The organism is Bartonella sp. ML70XJBT, from assembly GCF_028618425.1.
Classification (GTDB): domain Bacteria; phylum Pseudomonadota; class Alphaproteobacteria; order Rhizobiales; family Rhizobiaceae; genus Bartonella.
Window position 1 is genome coordinate 26,281 of record NZ_JAQISX010000014.1, and the last position, 16,255, is coordinate 42,535.

The following is a 16,255-nucleotide window of genomic DNA, read 5'->3' on the forward strand; positions in this document are numbered from 1 at the left end:
TATGGAAAATGAGGCATTCAGCTTACTTTGATTGTATTTAAGGGGGGGGATAAATTGGTGATAACAAATTGTTTGCGTGTGTAGATTGAGTAATGAGGTGTTAATCAAAATCGTGCATAGTTAGGCAGAATATGAAGAAACTTGTTCTGTAAAGACTGTGCTATTTTATGTGGACAAAACAAAAACGTCGATCAATCAAAGTGCGCTTTGTACTACCGCTTATGACGGTGGGTGTTTTAAGCTATTTCAGTTACCACATTTATCATGGTGAGTATGGATTATATTCACGCAGTGAAGTTAATCAGCAGATTAGTGAATTAGAAAAGGAGCTTCATAAAATAGAAGCTGAGCGGGAGTTCATTGAAAAGCGTATTTCTCTTTTACGTAATGGACATATTGAAAAGGATATGTTGGATGAATATGTCCGAAAGAATTTAAATTTTTCTAAGCCAAATGAATTGACAGTCTTAATGCCTTAAAATGATACCAAAGGTAAATGAAAAATTGCTTAATTTAAACGACAATCAGCAATGATATTGTTTAAGCCGATTGATAAGGCTTGTAACTTTTGTTCGTAAAGGTTATTCCTAAATAATCATAAAAGGGAGTTTAATATGGCAGAACGACTTAAAAAAAATTCTGCGTTGGTGGCGCACACTGCATTATCAAGCACCACAAAGAAAGCATCAATAGCAGATTTTACAAAAGAGGAAGAAATTGATGCTTATCGTGAAATGCTTTTAATTCGCCGTTTTGAAGAAAAAGCAGGACAACTTTATGGTATGGGGCTTATTGGGGGATTTTGTCATCTTTATATTGGACAGGAAGCTGTTGTTATCGGAACATTAAAGGCAACAAAAGAAGGTGATCAGGTTATTACGTCTTACCGTGACCATGGCCATATGTTAGCTGTTGGGATGAGCCCGCGGGGCGTCATGGCAGAATTAACGGGACGCCAAGGGGGATTTTCCAAAGGCAAAGGTGGCTCGATGCATATGTTCTCTAAAGAAAAGAATTTTTATGGGGGTCATGGTATTGTTGGTGCGCAGGTTCCCATAGGTTCAGGCTTGGCATTTTCGAATCAATATCTTGGTAAAGATAATGTGACATTGGTTTATTTTGGTGATGGCGCTGCAAATCAGGGGCAGGTTTACGAAAGTTTTAATATGGCTTCACTTTGGAAGCTGCCGGTAGTTTATATTATTGAAAACAATCAGTATGCTATGGGAACATCCGTTTCACGTGCATCTGCAGAAACTGATTTTTCTCGCCGCGGTCTTTCTTTTGAAATTCCAGGCATTGTTGTTGACGGTATGGATGTTCGCTCTGTAAAAGGAGCTGCTGATGAAGCAATTTCTTGGGCTCGTTCGGGTAAAGGTCCGATCATTCTCGATATGCAAACCTATCGCTATCGTGGTCATTCCATGTCTGATCCAGCGAAATATCGCTCTAAAGAAGAAGTCCAAAAAATAAAAGAGGAACACGATCCGATTGATCAAGTAAAAAGTCGGATTCTTAAACAAAATTGGGCGAGCGAAGATGCTTTAAAATCGATTGAGAAAGAAGTCCGTGCAATTGTTGCTGACGCAGCAGATTTTGCACAAAGTGATCAAGAGCCAGATGCTTCTGAGCTCTATACTGATATTTTAATTTGATGCGAGGGAAGCAAGTATGTCTATTGATATTTTGATGCCGGCGCTTTCACCAACGATGGAAGAAGGTAAACTGTCTAAATGGCTCAAGAAAGAAGGTGATAAGGTTAGCTCTGGCGATGTTATTGCTGAAATTGAAACGGATAAGGCGACAATGGAAGTAGAGGCTGTTGATGAAGGCACGCTTGGTAAAATTTTTGTGCCTGAAGGCTCTGAAGGCGTAAAGGTTAACAGTGTTATTGCAGTTTTGTTAGAAGAAGGTGAGCGTGCTGAAGATATTTCACACCCTACCAATACAGCGCAAAAACTTGAAGTGTCCTCTCCTTCTCTTCCTTCATCAGTTCCGCAGTCTCTTGCTTTTGCTCCACCTCCTGATTTTGATATTCCAGCGGGAACAGAAATGGTGACAATGACAGTTCGTGAAGCGCTTAATCAGGCTTTGGCTGAGGAAATGCGGCGTGATGAAAAGGTTTTTCTCATGGGGGAAGAAGTTGCGCAATATCAAGGAGCCTATAAGGTTAGCCAAGGTTTGTTGGAAGAATTCGGGGAACAGCGCGTTATTGATACCCCAATTACAGAACATGGTTTTGCTGGACTGGCTGTTGGAGCTGCTTTTGGAGGGTTACGTCCTATTGTCGAGTTTATGACATTTAATTTTGCTATGCAGGCAATGGATCAAATTATTAACTCAGCAGCAAAGACACGTTATATGTCTGGTGGACAAATGACAGTTCCTATGGTTTTCCGTGGTCCCAATGGCGCGGCTGCTCGTGTTGGTGCTCAACATTCTCAATGCTATGCTGCTTGGTATAGTCATATTCCAGGTTTAAAAGTTGTTATGCCTTATAGTGCTGCAGATGCAAAAGGTTTGCTAAAAGCGGCTATTCGTGATGATAATCCTGTTATTTTCCTTGAAAATGAGATTTTGTACGGGCATCAATTTGAGGTTCCTCAACTCGATGATTTTGTTTTGCCTATTGGTCGGGCACGACTTCATAAAACTGGACAAGATGTGACGATTGTTGCCTGTGGGATTGGTATGCATTATGCTGTTCAAGCATTACCAGAAATTGAAAAACTTGGTATTGACGTTGAGTTAATTGATTTACGAACCATTCGTCCGATGGATCTTCCGACAATTCTTTCTTCTGTTAAAAAGACGGGCCGTTTGGTAACAATTGAAGAGGGGTTTCCTCAGTCATCTGTAGGAACTGAAATAGCAACGCGTGTTATGCAACAGGCTTTTGATTATCTTGATGCACCAATTGCGACGATTTCTGGTAAAGATGTTCCGATGCCTTATGCTGCTAATCTTGAGAAGTTGGCTTTGCCTGATACTGCTGAAATTATTGAGGCCGTTAAGGCTGTGACGTACAGAGCATAACGGAGGAAAGCACAATGCCCATTAAAATTACAATGCCAGCGCTTTCCCCTACGATGGAAGAGGGAAATTTAACAAAATGGAATATTAAGGAGGGCGATAAGGTTTCCTCTGGGGATGTTATTGCTGAAATTGAGACGGATAAAGCGACGATGGAAGTCGAGGCCGTTGATGAGGGGACAGTTGCCAAAATTGTTGTTCCTGCCGGAACACAAGGTGTTAAAGTGAATTCTTTGATTGTTGTTTTAGCAGAAGAAGGTGAAGATTTAGCTGAAGCTGCAAAGGTTGCAGAAAAGACTTCTTCTTCTATAAGACAAGAATCAAAAGGCGAAAAACAGGCAGATTCTCTGAAGCAGACGGACTCAAAGGGGAGAAAGATGTCTCATGAATCATCTACTCAGCAATTAATACAGCAAGATAAAGAGGGGGCACGTCTTTTCGCCTCTCCCTTAGCGCGGCGATTAGCTTCTCAGGCAGGTCTTGACTTATCCCTTATTTCTGGAAGTGGTCCCCGTGGACGTATTATCAAACGCGATGTGGAAAAAGCTATGAGCGGCGATATCTCTCAAGCTTCTTATTCGTCATCAATCGGCGAGCTGGCAGCAGCAGGTATGTCTGATAAACAGATATTACAACTCTTTAAAGAGGGTGAATATACATTCACAGCTCATAATAATATGCGTAAAACAATCGCTAAACGTTTGGTTGAATCAAAGCAGACAGTGCCGCATTTTTATGTAACAATAGATTGTGAACTCGATGCATTATTGGAACTGCGTGCGCAATTGAATGCTGCTGCACCCATGATTAAGACGCAAGATGGCGCAAAGCCCGCTTATAAGCTATCTGTTAATGATATGGTTATTAAAGCTGTAGCATTTTCTTTGAAAGCCGTTCCTGATGCGAATGTTTCTTGGCTTGAAGGTGGCATACTTCATCACAAGCACTGTGATGTTGGGGTCGCTGTTTCTGTTCCAGATGGATTAATTACCCCCATTATTCGCCATGCAGAGGAAAAATCTTTATCGGTTATTTCTAATGAGATGAAAGATTATGCAAAGCGTGCACGTGAGCGCAAATTAAAAATGGAAGAATATCAGGGTGGAACAACAGCTATATCGAATATGGGAATGTATGGCGTGAAAAGTTTTTCTGCTATTCTTAATCCGCCGCATGCGACGATTTTTGCCGTTGGTGCAGGTGAGCAACGTGCTGTTGTTAAAAATGGTGCATTAGGAATTGCGAGCATCATGTCTGTTACACTTTCCGTTGATCATCGTGCTGTTGATGGTGCACTGGCAGCAGAACTTGCACAGACTTTTAAGAAGATGATTGAAAATCCATTAGCAATGCTCATTTGAGCTGTCTTAAGTGCTTTACGTAAACTGTTTGTGTGCGTGATATATGAATATGGTAAAAGCGGATTTAAAGAGTTTGAATAGCGGTATCGCTACTGATTTAGCAAGGGTATTCCCTGTGAAGCTTAGAATGAAAGACAAAAAGAAATTTTGTCTTATTGTTTTTTTAGTTTTAAGCTTAAAGAGTGTGTATCTGTTTTGTGTATATCCATGGAGGAATTACTGTGGAAAATCTTTATGATATAATTGTAATTGGATCGGGACCTGGCGGATATGTAACCGCAATTCGTGCGGCACAATGTGGCTTTAAGACTGCAATTGTTGAACGTGAACATCTCGGAGGGATTTGCTTAAATTGGGGATGTATTCCAACAAAGGCGCTTTTGCGTTCAGCAGAAATAAAACATTTTTCTGAACATGCAAAAGATTATGGTTTAAAGATAAACGGTTCAATTGAAGCCAATATCAAAGATGTTGTAGCACGTTCGCGCGCAGTTTCTGCGCGTTTAAATGCGGGTGTTGGTTTTTTGATGAAAAAAAACAAAATTGATATCATTTGGGGTGAAGCAAAACTAACGAAGGCCGCAAAAGCAAGCCAGCTTGCGGAAATTGTGGTTTCTTCATCCTCCAAACCGGTTATACAACCACAAAATCCAATCCCTAAAGGGACATTAGGGAAGGGGATTTATCAAGCAAAACACGTCATTATTGCAACGGGTGCACGTCCTCGTATCCTTCCTGGTATTGAGCCAGATGGAAAGCTCATTTGGACTTATTTTGAAGCGATGATTCCCCCTACCATGCCAAAATCACTTTTGGTCATGGGATCTGGAGCAATTGGCATTGAATTTGCTTCCTTTTATCATGATATGGGAGCAGAGGTTACGGTTGTTGAAATGATGCCTCATATTATGCCGGCTGAAGATATTGAAATCTCCATATTCGCGCGTAAACAATTAGAGAAAAAAGGCATTCGTATTCTAAGCCAAGCAAAAGTGATAAAGGTTGAAAAAGCTACCGATTCTCTTACTGCGCATATTGATGTAAAAGGTAAAACAGAAGCGATTACAACGGATCGATTGATTTCAGCTGTTGGGGTTCAGGGTAATATTGAAAATCTTGGATTGGAAACATTAGGTATAAAAACCGATCGTGGGTGCATTGTGACCGATGAATGGAGTTGGACAGGTGTAGAGGGTATCTATGCTATCGGTGATGTCGCTGGTCCACCTATGTTGGCACATAAAGCAGAAGAAGAAGGTGTGATATGCGTTGAACGTCTCGCAGGGTTGAAGAATGTTCATCCGCTTGATAAGAAAAAAATTTCAGGCTGTACCTATTGCACACCGCAAGTTGCATCTGTTGGGCTTTCTGAGTCAGCAGCAAAAGAAGCAGGGTATGATATCCGTATTGGTCGTTATTCTTTTTCCGCAAATGGCAAGGCGATTGCTTTGGGCGAAGATCAGGGGTTAGTAAAAACGATTTTTGATAAAAAAACAGGACAGCTTCTTGGCGCCCATATGGTAGGGGCTGAGGTAACAGAACTGATACAGGGTTTTGTTATTGCCATGAATCTTGAAACAACAGAGGAAGAATTGATGCATACTGTCTTTCCCCATCCCACCTTATCGGAAATGATGAAAGAAAGTGTATTGGATGCTTATGGTCAAGTTTTAAATGCTTGATGATTGGGTTTGTGTGAAAGATCTTATATTTTTCATTACTCCTTCGTATTTATAAGGCAAAGGCTTAAATGGTTACGGTTGTTGATAGAATTACGAATAGACGTTTGCGTCATCCTGAAAAGGCTTATCGTCCGGATACAAGCGTTCAGAAAAAGCCAAATTGGATCCGTGTAAAAGCGCCAACATCACCAATTTATAAGGAAACGCATGGTATTGTACGCACCCATAAATTAGTAACCGTATGTGAAGAAGCAGGTTGTCCAAATATTGGTGAATGTTGGAGCCAACGGCATGCCAGTTTTATGATTTTAGGTGAAATATGTACGCGGGCTTGTGCATTTTGCAACGTTGCAACAGGTATTCCACTTGCTGTGGATGAGAATGAGCCAGAGCGTGTAGCAGATGCTGTTGCGCGAATGGAATTAAAACATGTCGTTATTACATCGGTTGATCGTGATGATCTTGCTGATGGTGGTGCTGAGCATTTTGCGAAAGTTATTTACGCTATTCGTCGAAAGGCTCCAAAGACAACAATTGAAGTTCTCACGCCTGATTTTCGTCATAAAGATGGGGCTTTAGAAGTTGTTGTTGCTGCTAAACCTGATGTTTTTAATCATAATTTAGAAACGGTTCCTTCTAAATATTTAAAGGTTCGTCCAGGAGCACGTTATTTTCATTCGATTCGTCTCTTACAACGCGTAAAAGAACTTGATCCGACAATCTTTACAAAATCAGGAATTATGGTTGGACTCGGAGAAGAACGAAACGAAATTCTTCAATTGATGGATGATTTACGCTCTGCAGATGTTGACTTTATGACAATTGGGCAATATTTGCAGCCTACACGAAAACATCATCCGGTTATTCGTTTTGTGCCTCCTGAAGAATTTGAGTCTTTTGCCAAAATTGGTAAAGTGAAGGGTTTTTTACATATGGCTTCCAATCCTCTGACGCGCTCATCTCATCATGCAGGCGATGATTTTGCAATTTTGCAAAAGGCACGTGATGAGAAATTTGCTTTACAGAGATAATTATGCCAACTTTTACAACACATCGGCAGATTGCTCACAGTGCTCGTGAAATGTTTGATCTTGTGTCAGATATTGAACGTTATCCTGAGTTTTTACCCATGTGTGAGGCTTTAATAATACGTTCTCGCAAAGAATGTGACGAAAAGACATTGCTTCTTGCAGATATGACCGTTGGCTATAAGGTTATTCGAGAAACGTTTACAACCCAAGTTTTTCTTCAGCCCCAAAAAGGTTTGATAGATGTTAACTATATTGATGGTCCATTTAAATATCTTGAAAATCATTGGGTCTTTCATAGTATTGAAAATACCAATACATGTAATGTAGAGTTTTTTATTGATTATGAATTTAAAAGTAAAATACTCGGACGCGTGATGGGCTCAATGTTTGATATTGCATTTCGTAAATTTACTGATGCTTTTGAAAAGCGTGCCCATCAGATTTATGGTTCTGCTGTAACATGATCTATTCCGTTATTTTTTAACAATACCCATTACTGCTTATGAAGGCGTAAAGAGGAAAATTGATTTCCATCTTTATGATCTCTTTCTTTTTTAGGGATTTTTTTTTACAGAACATCACAATATTATTAAACAATCTATTGATTTATAATAATATTTTTTTATTCATATTGAATTAAAATTCTTAATACCATAATAGGATTCTCTCGTTCCAGATCTGTTTTATTTTTATGTTGAATTACTCAAAATCATACAGTTTTACCAACTTATAGTGTGCAAACGAGTGCTCTTGATTAATTCAACATAAACAGGACAGGGAGATAATTTTATGATATTTAGGTCTTGTATTTCTGAGTTTGGGTACAGTAAATTATTTTTTCAAGATGTTGATGGTTATGGAATCTCAATGTTTAATAGAGAGTTTTGAAATTGGTATGGGAATTCAGTGAAGTAATTGTAGAATCATTTGAAAAGCGTTTTCAACAGTTGCATGGCGTATAGCGTTACGATCAAGATGACCAAAGTGTATTTCTTTATGCAAGGGAGAGTGATTTTTGCAAGCAACAGCGAAATGCACAAGTCCTACAGGTTTGTTTAGACTTGCACCTCCTGGACCTGCAATTCCTGTCACAGAAACGGCAATGTCAGCTTGTGAATGTTTTAATCCACCTTTAGCCATTGCAAGAGCAACTTCTTTTGAAACGGCACCATAGGTTTTTATAAGTTCAGCATCTACGCCAACAAGGCGTGTCTTAGCTTCATTTGAATAAACAACAAATCCACAATCGAGAACATCTGACGATCCTGCAATATTTGTGAGGCTTGCAGCAATGAGTCCTCCCGTACAAGATTCTACAGTTGTTAAAAGTAAACCCTTTTGGCGACAGGTATTAAGAACTTCATGCGCTTGTTTTTCACAAAAATATGTCATTTGGGAATTTCTCCTGGATAAAGAATACTAGCTGTTGCCAAAGCCGCAATACCTTCACCACGACCAAGAAATCCAAGCTTTTCGTTCGTTGTTGCTTTAATAGAGATTCGATCAGGTGAAATTGTGAGAATGCGCATAAGATTTTCCATCATTGTTTGACGATAGGGGCCGATTTTTGGTTCTTCGGCGATCAAAGTGATATCCACATTAGCGATACGACCACCCGCTTGTGTAACAATATCAAGAGCATGACGGAGAAAAATTTCTGATGATACACTTTTCCATTGAGGATCAGAGGGAGAAAAATGTGTGCCGATATCTCCTGCTCCTTGCGTAGCAAGAAGAGCATCTGTTAAGGCATGAAGAGCAACATCTGCATCGGAGTGTCCATTTAATTTTTTATGAAAAGGAATTTTTATGCCACATAATACAACAAAAGTTCCTTTTTCGAATGCGTGAACATCATAGCCATTGCCAGTACGGATATCAGGAAACATTTGCATTTTTTTCTGGAGATATAAATGGGCGGTATCAAAATCTTTGTGCCATGTAATTTTTATATTATGAGGATCACCTGGAACAGTTAGCATAGGAATCCCAAACCATTCGGCAATTGCGCAATCATCAGTAAAGTTTTCTTTACAAACTTTTTTTGCTTGTTTATGGGCAGCTAAAATGAGATCAAAGGGAAAACACTGTGGCGTTTGTGCACTATAAAGATGGGTACGAGAAATTGTTTCTAAAACATGCTTATGATTGACGCGTTTAAGGGTATCAGAAATGGGGAGAACAGGAAGAACGCCTTCTTGAGGTGTGATAGTGTTATGAATGTTATCAAGGAGCTTATTTTCGATAAAGGGGCGTGCACCATCATGAATATGCACATATTGGGGATTGAATTTTTTAAGCGCTTGAAGTCCATGTAAGGTAGAGATTTGACGTGTATTGCCTCCTTCCACGATAATAAGGCGTTCTTTAAATTCGGCGAGTGCTTGTTCACAGACTTTATGATCTTCTGGATGAATAACGAGGATAATTGTTGTAATAGCTGGATGCTGCAAAAAACAATGTACGGTGTGATAAATAATCGGCTTTTGTCCTAGAAGCCGATATTGTTTTGGAGTTTCATGGGGAGATCCTGCTCTTTCACCACGTCCAGCGGCTAATATGATTGCTGCAATAGAAATACTAAATCTCCTTATGTTATAATTTCAATTTATTATTTATTAACTTTAAAATGATTTTGAAAGGATGGTCGTTGTAGATCAGCAAGGGATATCACGGATAAAACCTCAAAAAAAGCATTTAATGCTTTTTGAAGGGCGGTGTTTAAACCACAAAAATCGATCAATGGACAATCGGATTCTGCATTATTGAAACATTCTGCGAGGGAAAAGTTATCTTCTGTTACTTTCAAAACATCAGCAACGGAAATCTCTTCTGCGGGTTTAGCCAATTTAACACCACCATTGCGTCCACGCACTGTTTGTATAAAACCTGCTTGAACAAGCGGTTGAAGGATTTTAAATAAAAAAAGTTCCGAAACAGCATATGTTTTAGCAATTTCTGGAACACGACTGAGTGATCCCTGATTATCCGCACAGTACATGAGCATTCGAAGAGCATAATTTGTTTGTTTTGTTAATCGCATCTTATTTCCTTTGTAAAGTATCGTCGAACGCAGTTTATTTTAAAGATATTTTGCAAAATTAAGAAGTTCTTCCTTATTGATTATATTTATTTGCTCTATTTTAAATGGAGTATTATTATTGTCAATTTTTGTCACAAAAGGTTATATGAAAATAATGAGATAAGGATCTGTAAGCTTATGATGAATGCAACATCTGTGACGAATCCTCAAGATATCGATAAAAACACTCATAACGATGAGTTGTATCGTTTGAGTAAGGTATATATCTTTTTAGGGATTGCAATTATTGTATTGGCTTTACTTACAGCCTCTATTTCGTTTATCATTCTCATTGGATTGACCCCTATTGTTCCTAGTAGAACAGTAACCCTTATTCTTATAGGGATCAATAGTTTTTGGGTTTTAGGGCTTGTTGTCATCGTTTTTTATGAGATGATTCCCATCATTCGAGCTTGGCGTTCAAGGCGTGCAGGCTCGCGTCTTCATGTGCGCCTTATTTCATTGTTTGCACTTGTTGCAACCATGCCAGCTGTTGCTGTCGCTCTTGTATCGGGTCCAGCACTAAATTTAGGACTAGATCGATGGTTTGATACAACAACACGGCAAATTGTCGGTTCTTCTATTGATTTAGCAAATGCTTATGCAGATGAAATGCTTCAAAATTTAAAAAATTTATCCTACGCGATGGCGTTTGCACTTGATAACAAAAAACTTTTAGAACGTAATCCAGCTGAATATCGGATGCAATTAACGCGTCATGCTCTAGGACGCAATTTGCGTGGTGCATTTTTGTTAAGTTCTAGCGGAACGATTTTTGTATCAAGTGCTCTTGGTGATGAGGATAAACTACCAATTCCTCCTTCGTACCTTATCGAGCGTGCAACCAGTGAGAGGCCTTTTTCTTTTCAACCAGGCGTGCATGATTATTTCGGTATTATTTTAAAATTTAACAATATTCCAAACACATTTTTATATTTAGTGCGTGACGTTGATAAAGGCGTTTTATCAGCTTTACGTTTGACAGAAGTTAATACAGATCGTTATCGTGATTTAAATGAAAATCGCCTACTGACACAAATTGCATTTGGTATGCTTTATTTATGTCTTTTTTTTAGTTTATTCTTATCTGCTATTTGGGCGGCTATTGCTGTTGCTGATCGTTTAGTTCGTCCTATTCGTCTTCTCATTAGTGCTGCTGATGATGTTGCTTCTGGGAATATGGAAATTTTTGTGCCAGTGCGAGCAAAAGATGGGGATATTGGACAATTATCCAAAACTTTTAATTACATGGTCAGTGAATTGAAAAGCCGGCGTAATGAGTTGATTGCAGTACGTGATCAAATTGATGAGAGACGGCGTTTTTCTGAAGCTGTGTTATCGGGCGTAACAGCGGGAGTTGCAGGTATCGATGATAATGGTGATATTACAATTATCAATCGATCCATTGAAACGATGTTTGATATTCGCTTTGAACAGGTTGTGGGACAAAGTCTTTTATCTTTAAGTGCTGAAATTTGGCAGGTTTTTCAGTTTGCACGTTCATTGGGGCGTAAAAATCATCGTGAGCAGGTCACTTTAAACGTTGCAGGAAAAGAGCGTGTTTGTAATGTTCAAGTTACAATGGAAGAGGATGATGGACAGGGACAATCTTGGGTTTTAACAATTGATGATATTACAGATCTCGTTGCAGCGCAACGCACAGCGGCGTGGGCGGATATTGCGCGGCGTATTGCACACGAAATTAAAAATCCACTCACACCTATTCAGTTATCCGCTGAACGTATTCGTAAGCGTTATAACAAAGTTATTACACAAGATAAAGAGGTCTTTGAGCGGTGTATTGACACAATTATTCGCCAAGTTGGAGATATTGGGCGTATGGTTGATGAGTTTTCTTCTTTTGCACGGATGCCCAAACCGCAAATGCATGTTTTAGATATACGTGAATTGTTGCGTGAAGCATGTTTCTTGATAGAAGTGACGCGACATGATATTCAATTTGAGCAAGACTTAGGAAGTCTACCCCTTATGGGTGCATTTGATAATCGTCTTATTGTTCAGGCTTTTTGCAACGTTATTAAAAATGCGAGCGAATCCATAGATTCGGTTATGCGAGAGGAAAATATTCACGGTCATATCCTTGTCCGTTCTTATCGTCAAGAAGAATGGGTGGTTGTGGATGTTGTTGATAACGGGAAAGGACTTCCTAAAGAGCAAAGACAAAAGTTATTAGAACCCTATATAACAACGCGGGAGAAAGGAACAGGACTCGGGCTAGCCATTGTGCGCAAAGTTATTGAAGATCACGGAGGCTCCATGGAGCTTCATGATGCACCGGAGAGTTTTTATAAAGGTCGTGGTGCGATGATCCGTTTGATATTTCCCTCAGATGGGGGGAAGCAGGGTAGTATTATACAAGCCATAAATCATAAGATAGGGGAATAGTATGGTATCAGATATCTTGATTGTTGATGATGAAGCAGATATTCGTGAGCTTGTTGCTGGTATTTTAGATGATGAGGGTTATGAAACGCGTGTTGCTTGTAACTCTGATGAAGCGTTAGCTCAAATTAGTGAGCGTATTCCAAAACTCATTTTTTTAGATATTTGGTTACAAGGGAGTCGCCTCGATGGTTTAGCACTACTTGATGAAATTAAGATACAATATCCAGCTCTTCCGGTGGTTATGATCTCTGGTCATGGTAATATTGAGACGGCTGTTTCAGCTATAAAGCGTGGGGCCTATGATTTCATTGAAAAACCTTTTAAAGCTGATAGACTTGTATTGGTTGCAGAAAGAACACTTGAAAACTCAAATTTAAAACGTGAGCTTTCAGAATTGAGAAAACGTTCAAGTGAGACATTGGAGCTGATCGGAAAATCGACAGTTATAAGAAATTTGCGTCACATCATAGAAAAAGTAGCACCAACCAATAGTCGCATCATGATAACAGGTCCTTCAGGAGCGGGAAAAGAGACTGTTGCACGAACTATTCATGCTCTCTCAACACGTTCAAATGGGCCATTTGTTACAATAAATGCGGCAACGATTACGCCGGACAGAATGGAAATAGAGTTATTTGGCAGCGAAATGGAGGGAAGAGAGCGCAAGATCGGTGCTTTAGAGGAAGCCCATGGTGGGATACTTTATCTTGATGAAGTTGCTGATATGCCGCGTGAAACTCAGGGTAAGATTCTGCGGGTATTAACGGGACAGACATTTGAGAGAGTTGGTGGTACAAAACGTGTTAAGGTGGATGTTCGTATCATTTCTTCAACGGCGCAAAATCTTGAAAACCTCATTTCTGACGGGCGTTTTAGAGAAGATCTTTTCCACCGCCTTTCGGTTGTTCCTATTACTGTTCCACCATTATCAGCGCGTTGTGAAGATATTCCAGAACTTGTACATTATTTTGTAAAAACAATATCGCAGCAGGTTGGAATTAAGCCGCGTGAAATCAGTGATGATGTGATCGCTATTTTGCAAACGTATGCTTGGCCGGGTAATGTACGGCAATTACGCAATAATATTGAGCGTCTTCTTATTCTTGTGCGGGATGGTGATGGTCCGATAACAGCGGATGTTCTTCCCAGTGAAGTGAGTGATCCTTTACCTCGTCTTCAAATGGATTCGGATGAAAGTATCATGGATTTACCGTTGCGTGAAGCACGAGAATTGTTTGAAAAGAGATATTTAGTGGCACAGATTGGGCGTTTGGGTGGAAATATATCGCGTACTGCTGAATTTATAGGCATGGAGCGTTCAGCTTTGCACCGTAAGCTTAAAGCGCTTGGAGTTTCTTGAAGTTATGCGTGTTATTATTTGCGGTGCAGGACAGGTTGGTTATGGGATAGCAGAGCGTCTTGCTGCTGAAAATCACGATGTTACTGTTATTGATATTGAAACCAAATTAATTGAAAAAATTCGCTATACATTGGATGTGAGAGGTTTTGTTGGTCATGGTTCTCGTCCTGAAGTTCTTTTGGCTGCAGATGCAGACAAAGCTGATATGTTGATTGCTGTCACTTTGTTTGATGAAGTAAATATGGTCGCTTGTCAGGTCGCTCATTCATTATTTGATATTCCCACAAAAATTGCTCGTATTCGCTCACAATCTTATTTAGAACCCCGCTATAAGACACTTTTTTCCAGAGAGAATATTCCCATAGATGTGGTTATTTCACCAGAAGTTGAAGTTGGAGAAATGGTTTTACGTCGTATTGCTCTGCCTGGTGCAATAGATGTTCTTTATTTTTGTAATGATGATATTGTTGCGCTCGCTTTGGAGTGTATGGAAGATTGTCCGGTCATTAATACACCTTTGCGTCAATTAACAGAGCTTTTTCCAGATCTTAACACGACGGTTACCGCTATTAAACGTGGCTCGGAATTATTGATTGCACATTCAGAAACGCAATTACGCGTTGGTGATATAACCTATCTTGTTGTTGCTCGTGAGCAGATGCGTCGTGCTGTTGGGCTCTTTGGTCATAAAGAACAAGATGCCCACCGCATGATTATTGCAGGAGGCGGGCACATTGGCCTTTATGTTGCTCAAGCGATTGAAAAGCGTCTTCATAAATTAAAATTGAAGATTATAGAATCGCAGAGAGAAAGAGCCCTCACGATTGCTGATCAACTTGAAAAAACAACCGTTTTATATGGTAATGTGTTAGATCCAGTGATTCTTCAAGATGCGGGAATTGATCAGGCCGATTTAATGATTACATTGACCAATCAGGATCAGGTTAATCTTTTAAGCGCTATTATTGCTAAAAGATTGGGTTGCAAAGCCAATATGGTATTAATTAATAATGTTGCCTATCAAGAGTTTAGCCGCGCCGTTGGTGTGGATGCCTATCTTAATCCTCATAGCGTTACAATATCAAAAATTTTGCAACAAATGCGTCGTGGTCGTATTCGCTCTGTTCATTCAGTTTTTAATGGTCGAGCAGAAATTATTGAAGCTGAAGTGATGCAAACATCTTCATTGGTTGGTAAGTCATTATCAGAGCTTAATTTATCAGATGGTTTGAGAATTGGAGCAATTTATCGTAATAAGACAATCATACAACTTTCAGCAGAGGCGCGTATTTTGTCTGGTGATCGGATCGTGATTTTTGCCCTTGCTGATAGAGTGCGTGATGTTGAACAACTTTTTCGCGTAAGTTTGGAATATTTTTGATCTAGTACCTATGGATATTTGCACTTTTGGGTATCGGGGACAATTGAGATTGGTTGATGGACTTTGTTTGTCTTTAATGATAAAAAACTGGGCGATGCTTTAAGCTTTTTAGTTACGATAAAAAAAATAGAGAATCTTTCCGCTAGTATTGAATTATGTGCAGCAGAATCAATTCTACCACGCTCAGCAATTTACCGCCTTAATCCCAATTTTTTTGATGATAAACCAAGATGTAAATAGTTCAGTTCTCGGATTTTTTTCGTGTTATGTTGATGAAATATCAACAAGGAGTTTGGTTAGATACAGATGTTTATCTCGTTAAACAGTTTCATCCAGATGTGAATAAAGTTTAGTTGGCAAGAGAAAATCATATAGGAATACGCGTTTCTGCCCTTTATTTCCCCCCCAATAACCCTACTATAAAAGTGTTTGAAGATTATTGGGCAAGTAGGAAATTATTCCTCATGAGCTTGGGTTTTAAGCGTCGTGTTTGGAGACCATTCTGGTTAAAGAGAAAAAATGCCAATTTTACCGGGAAATTTTGGTGTTAATATATTTGGAAATGATGGTATTTCACGGTTAGAAAAACAATATATTCTTTCACGAGGCAAAGGAAATTTTTTATTATTGGACAGAGCGAAAAACTGAGTACATCTTTGAACCAGCTTTTGGTATAAAACCGCTTACAGATTTACGCTTGATAGGATTTCATATTCACAGAAAGACTAAGACTACGCAAAGACCTAAGGAAGGAAGTTTTTAACACTGGGCAGTCTCTTGCATTCCTGAAGTTCATAATTTGTTTAGGTAGAGTTATTATCGCTATTTTAACCATTGAGATTTTAATCTATCTTAAACGGCTCTTGATTGTCGCTTGCACAAGAGAGTAATGTTAGCCTATGGATAAAAATATTGAATG

General features: G+C 39.3%; 13 protein-coding genes and 1 pseudogene. 11 read left to right on the forward strand and 3 right to left on the reverse strand.

Going from position 1 to position 16,255, the window contains the following annotated elements; genetic code table 11:
* Positions 1 to 167 precede the first annotated feature (167 nt).
* The 7 genes from PVV65_RS06370 (at position 168) to PVV65_RS06400 (ending at position 7,571) form a co-directional block, all read left to right on the forward strand.
* On the forward strand, positions 168 to 479 hold the full coding sequence (locus PVV65_RS06370) for a septum formation initiator family protein (protein ID WP_120122016.1): 312 nt from the start codon (positions 168 to 170) through the stop codon (positions 477 to 479).
* Positions 480 to 614: 135 nt separating this feature from the next.
* Entirely contained in the window at positions 615 to 1,655 is a 1,041-nt protein-coding gene (pdhA, locus tag PVV65_RS06375; protein ID WP_273789612.1) for a pyruvate dehydrogenase (acetyl-transferring) E1 component subunit alpha, read from the forward strand.
* Positions 1,656 to 1,671: 16 nt separating this feature from the next.
* Entirely contained in the window at positions 1,672 to 3,036 is a 1,365-nt protein-coding gene (locus PVV65_RS06380; RefSeq protein ID WP_273789613.1) for a pyruvate dehydrogenase complex E1 component subunit beta, read from the forward strand.
* A gap of 14 nt (positions 3,037 to 3,050) precedes the next feature.
* The gene (locus tag PVV65_RS06385) at positions 3,051 to 4,394 is read left to right on the forward strand and encodes a pyruvate dehydrogenase complex dihydrolipoamide acetyltransferase (RefSeq protein WP_273789614.1); all 1,344 of its coding nucleotides are present in this window, start codon (positions 3,051 to 3,053) and stop codon (positions 4,392 to 4,394) included.
* Positions 4,395 to 4,615: 221 nt separating this feature from the next.
* On the forward strand, positions 4,616 to 6,076 hold the full coding sequence (lpdA, locus tag PVV65_RS06390) for a dihydrolipoyl dehydrogenase (protein WP_273789615.1): 1,461 nt from the start codon (positions 4,616 to 4,618) through the stop codon (positions 6,074 to 6,076).
* Between the two features lie 68 nt (positions 6,077 to 6,144).
* Positions 6,145 to 7,107: a lipoyl synthase gene (gene lipA, locus PVV65_RS06395; protein ID WP_273755478.1), complete on the forward strand. Its 963-nt coding sequence runs from the start codon at positions 6,145 to 6,147 to the stop codon at positions 7,105 to 7,107.
* A gap of 2 nt (positions 7,108 to 7,109) precedes the next feature.
* Positions 7,110 to 7,571, forward strand: a complete 462-nt coding sequence (locus tag PVV65_RS06400; RefSeq protein ID WP_273755479.1) for a type II toxin-antitoxin system RatA family toxin — start codon at positions 7,110 to 7,112, stop codon at positions 7,569 to 7,571.
* Positions 7,572 to 8,010: 439 nt separating this feature from the next.
* Here PVV65_RS06400 and PVV65_RS06405 read toward each other — a convergent pair whose 3' ends face one another.
* From PVV65_RS06405 to rirA, 3 genes are read right to left on the reverse strand one after another with little or no spacing between them, the layout of a single operon-like run.
* Positions 8,011 to 8,499: a CinA family protein gene (locus PVV65_RS06405; RefSeq protein WP_273755480.1), complete on the reverse strand. Its 489-nt coding sequence runs from the start codon at positions 8,497 to 8,499 to the stop codon at positions 8,011 to 8,013.
* On the reverse strand, positions 8,496 to 9,686 hold the full coding sequence (locus PVV65_RS06410; protein WP_273755495.1) for a bifunctional 2-C-methyl-D-erythritol 4-phosphate cytidylyltransferase/2-C-methyl-D-erythritol 2,4-cyclodiphosphate synthase: 1,191 nt from the start codon (positions 9,684 to 9,686) through the stop codon (positions 8,496 to 8,498). The genes PVV65_RS06405 and PVV65_RS06410 overlap by 4 nt, the downstream gene beginning before the upstream one ends.
* 32 nt (positions 9,687 to 9,718) lie before the next feature.
* Positions 9,719 to 10,150: an iron-responsive transcriptional regulator RirA gene (gene rirA / locus PVV65_RS06415; RefSeq protein WP_273755481.1), complete on the reverse strand. Its 432-nt coding sequence runs from the start codon at positions 10,148 to 10,150 to the stop codon at positions 9,719 to 9,721.
* A 180-nt stretch (positions 10,151 to 10,330) separates the two neighbouring features.
* Here rirA and PVV65_RS06420 point away from each other — a divergent pair, with 180 nt between their 5' ends.
* From PVV65_RS06420 to PVV65_RS06435, 4 genes and pseudogenes are all read left to right on the forward strand, one after another.
* A complete protein-coding gene (locus PVV65_RS06420) occupies positions 10,331 to 12,595 on the forward strand; it encodes a PAS domain-containing sensor histidine kinase (protein WP_273755496.1) in 2,265 nt (754 codons plus the stop codon).
* 1 nt (position 12,596) lies between these two features.
* Positions 12,597 to 13,955 (forward strand): sigma-54 dependent transcriptional regulator, encoded by a 1,359-nt coding sequence (locus tag PVV65_RS06425; RefSeq protein ID WP_273789616.1) that lies wholly within the window; start codon positions 12,597 to 12,599, stop codon positions 13,953 to 13,955.
* Positions 13,956 to 13,959: 4 nt separating this feature from the next.
* The gene (trkA, locus tag PVV65_RS06430) at positions 13,960 to 15,336 is read left to right on the forward strand and encodes a Trk system potassium transporter TrkA (RefSeq protein ID WP_273755483.1); all 1,377 of its coding nucleotides are present in this window, start codon (positions 13,960 to 13,962) and stop codon (positions 15,334 to 15,336) included.
* A gap of 10 nt (positions 15,337 to 15,346) precedes the next feature.
* Positions 15,347 to 16,099 (forward strand): annotated as a pseudogene (locus PVV65_RS06435) (hypothetical protein).
* The last annotated feature ends 156 nt before the right edge of the window (positions 16,100 to 16,255 follow it).

What these genes read in the sequence shown, in the direction of transcription:
- PVV65_RS06370 (WP_120122016.1), top strand. Translation starts at nt 168, where the DNA reads ATGTGGACAAAACAAAAACGTCGATCAATCAAAGTGCGCTTTGTACTA.
- pdhA (WP_273789612.1), top strand. Translation starts at nt 615, where the DNA reads ATGGCAGAACGACTTAAAAAAAATTCTGCGTTGGTGGCGCACACTGCA.
- PVV65_RS06380 (WP_273789613.1), top strand. Translation starts at nt 1,672, where the DNA reads ATGTCTATTGATATTTTGATGCCGGCGCTTTCACCAACGATGGAAGAA.
- PVV65_RS06385 (WP_273789614.1), top strand. Translation starts at nt 3,051, where the DNA reads ATGCCCATTAAAATTACAATGCCAGCGCTTTCCCCTACGATGGAAGAG.
- lipA (WP_273755478.1), top strand. Translation starts at nt 6,145, where the DNA reads ATGGTTACGGTTGTTGATAGAATTACGAATAGACGTTTGCGTCATCCT.
- PVV65_RS06400 (WP_273755479.1), top strand. Translation starts at nt 7,110, where the DNA reads ATGCCAACTTTTACAACACATCGGCAGATTGCTCACAGTGCTCGTGAA.
- PVV65_RS06405 (WP_273755480.1), bottom strand. Translation starts at nt 8,499, where the DNA reads ATGACATATTTTTGTGAAAAACAAGCGCATGAAGTTCTTAATACCTGT.
- rirA (WP_273755481.1), bottom strand. Translation starts at nt 10,150, where the DNA reads ATGCGATTAACAAAACAAACAAATTATGCTCTTCGAATGCTCATGTAC.
- PVV65_RS06420 (WP_273755496.1), top strand. Translation starts at nt 10,331, where the DNA reads ATGAATGCAACATCTGTGACGAATCCTCAAGATATCGATAAAAACACT.
- PVV65_RS06425 (WP_273789616.1), top strand. Translation starts at nt 12,597, where the DNA reads ATGGTATCAGATATCTTGATTGTTGATGATGAAGCAGATATTCGTGAG.
- trkA (WP_273755483.1), top strand. Translation starts at nt 13,960, where the DNA reads ATGCGTGTTATTATTTGCGGTGCAGGACAGGTTGGTTATGGGATAGCA.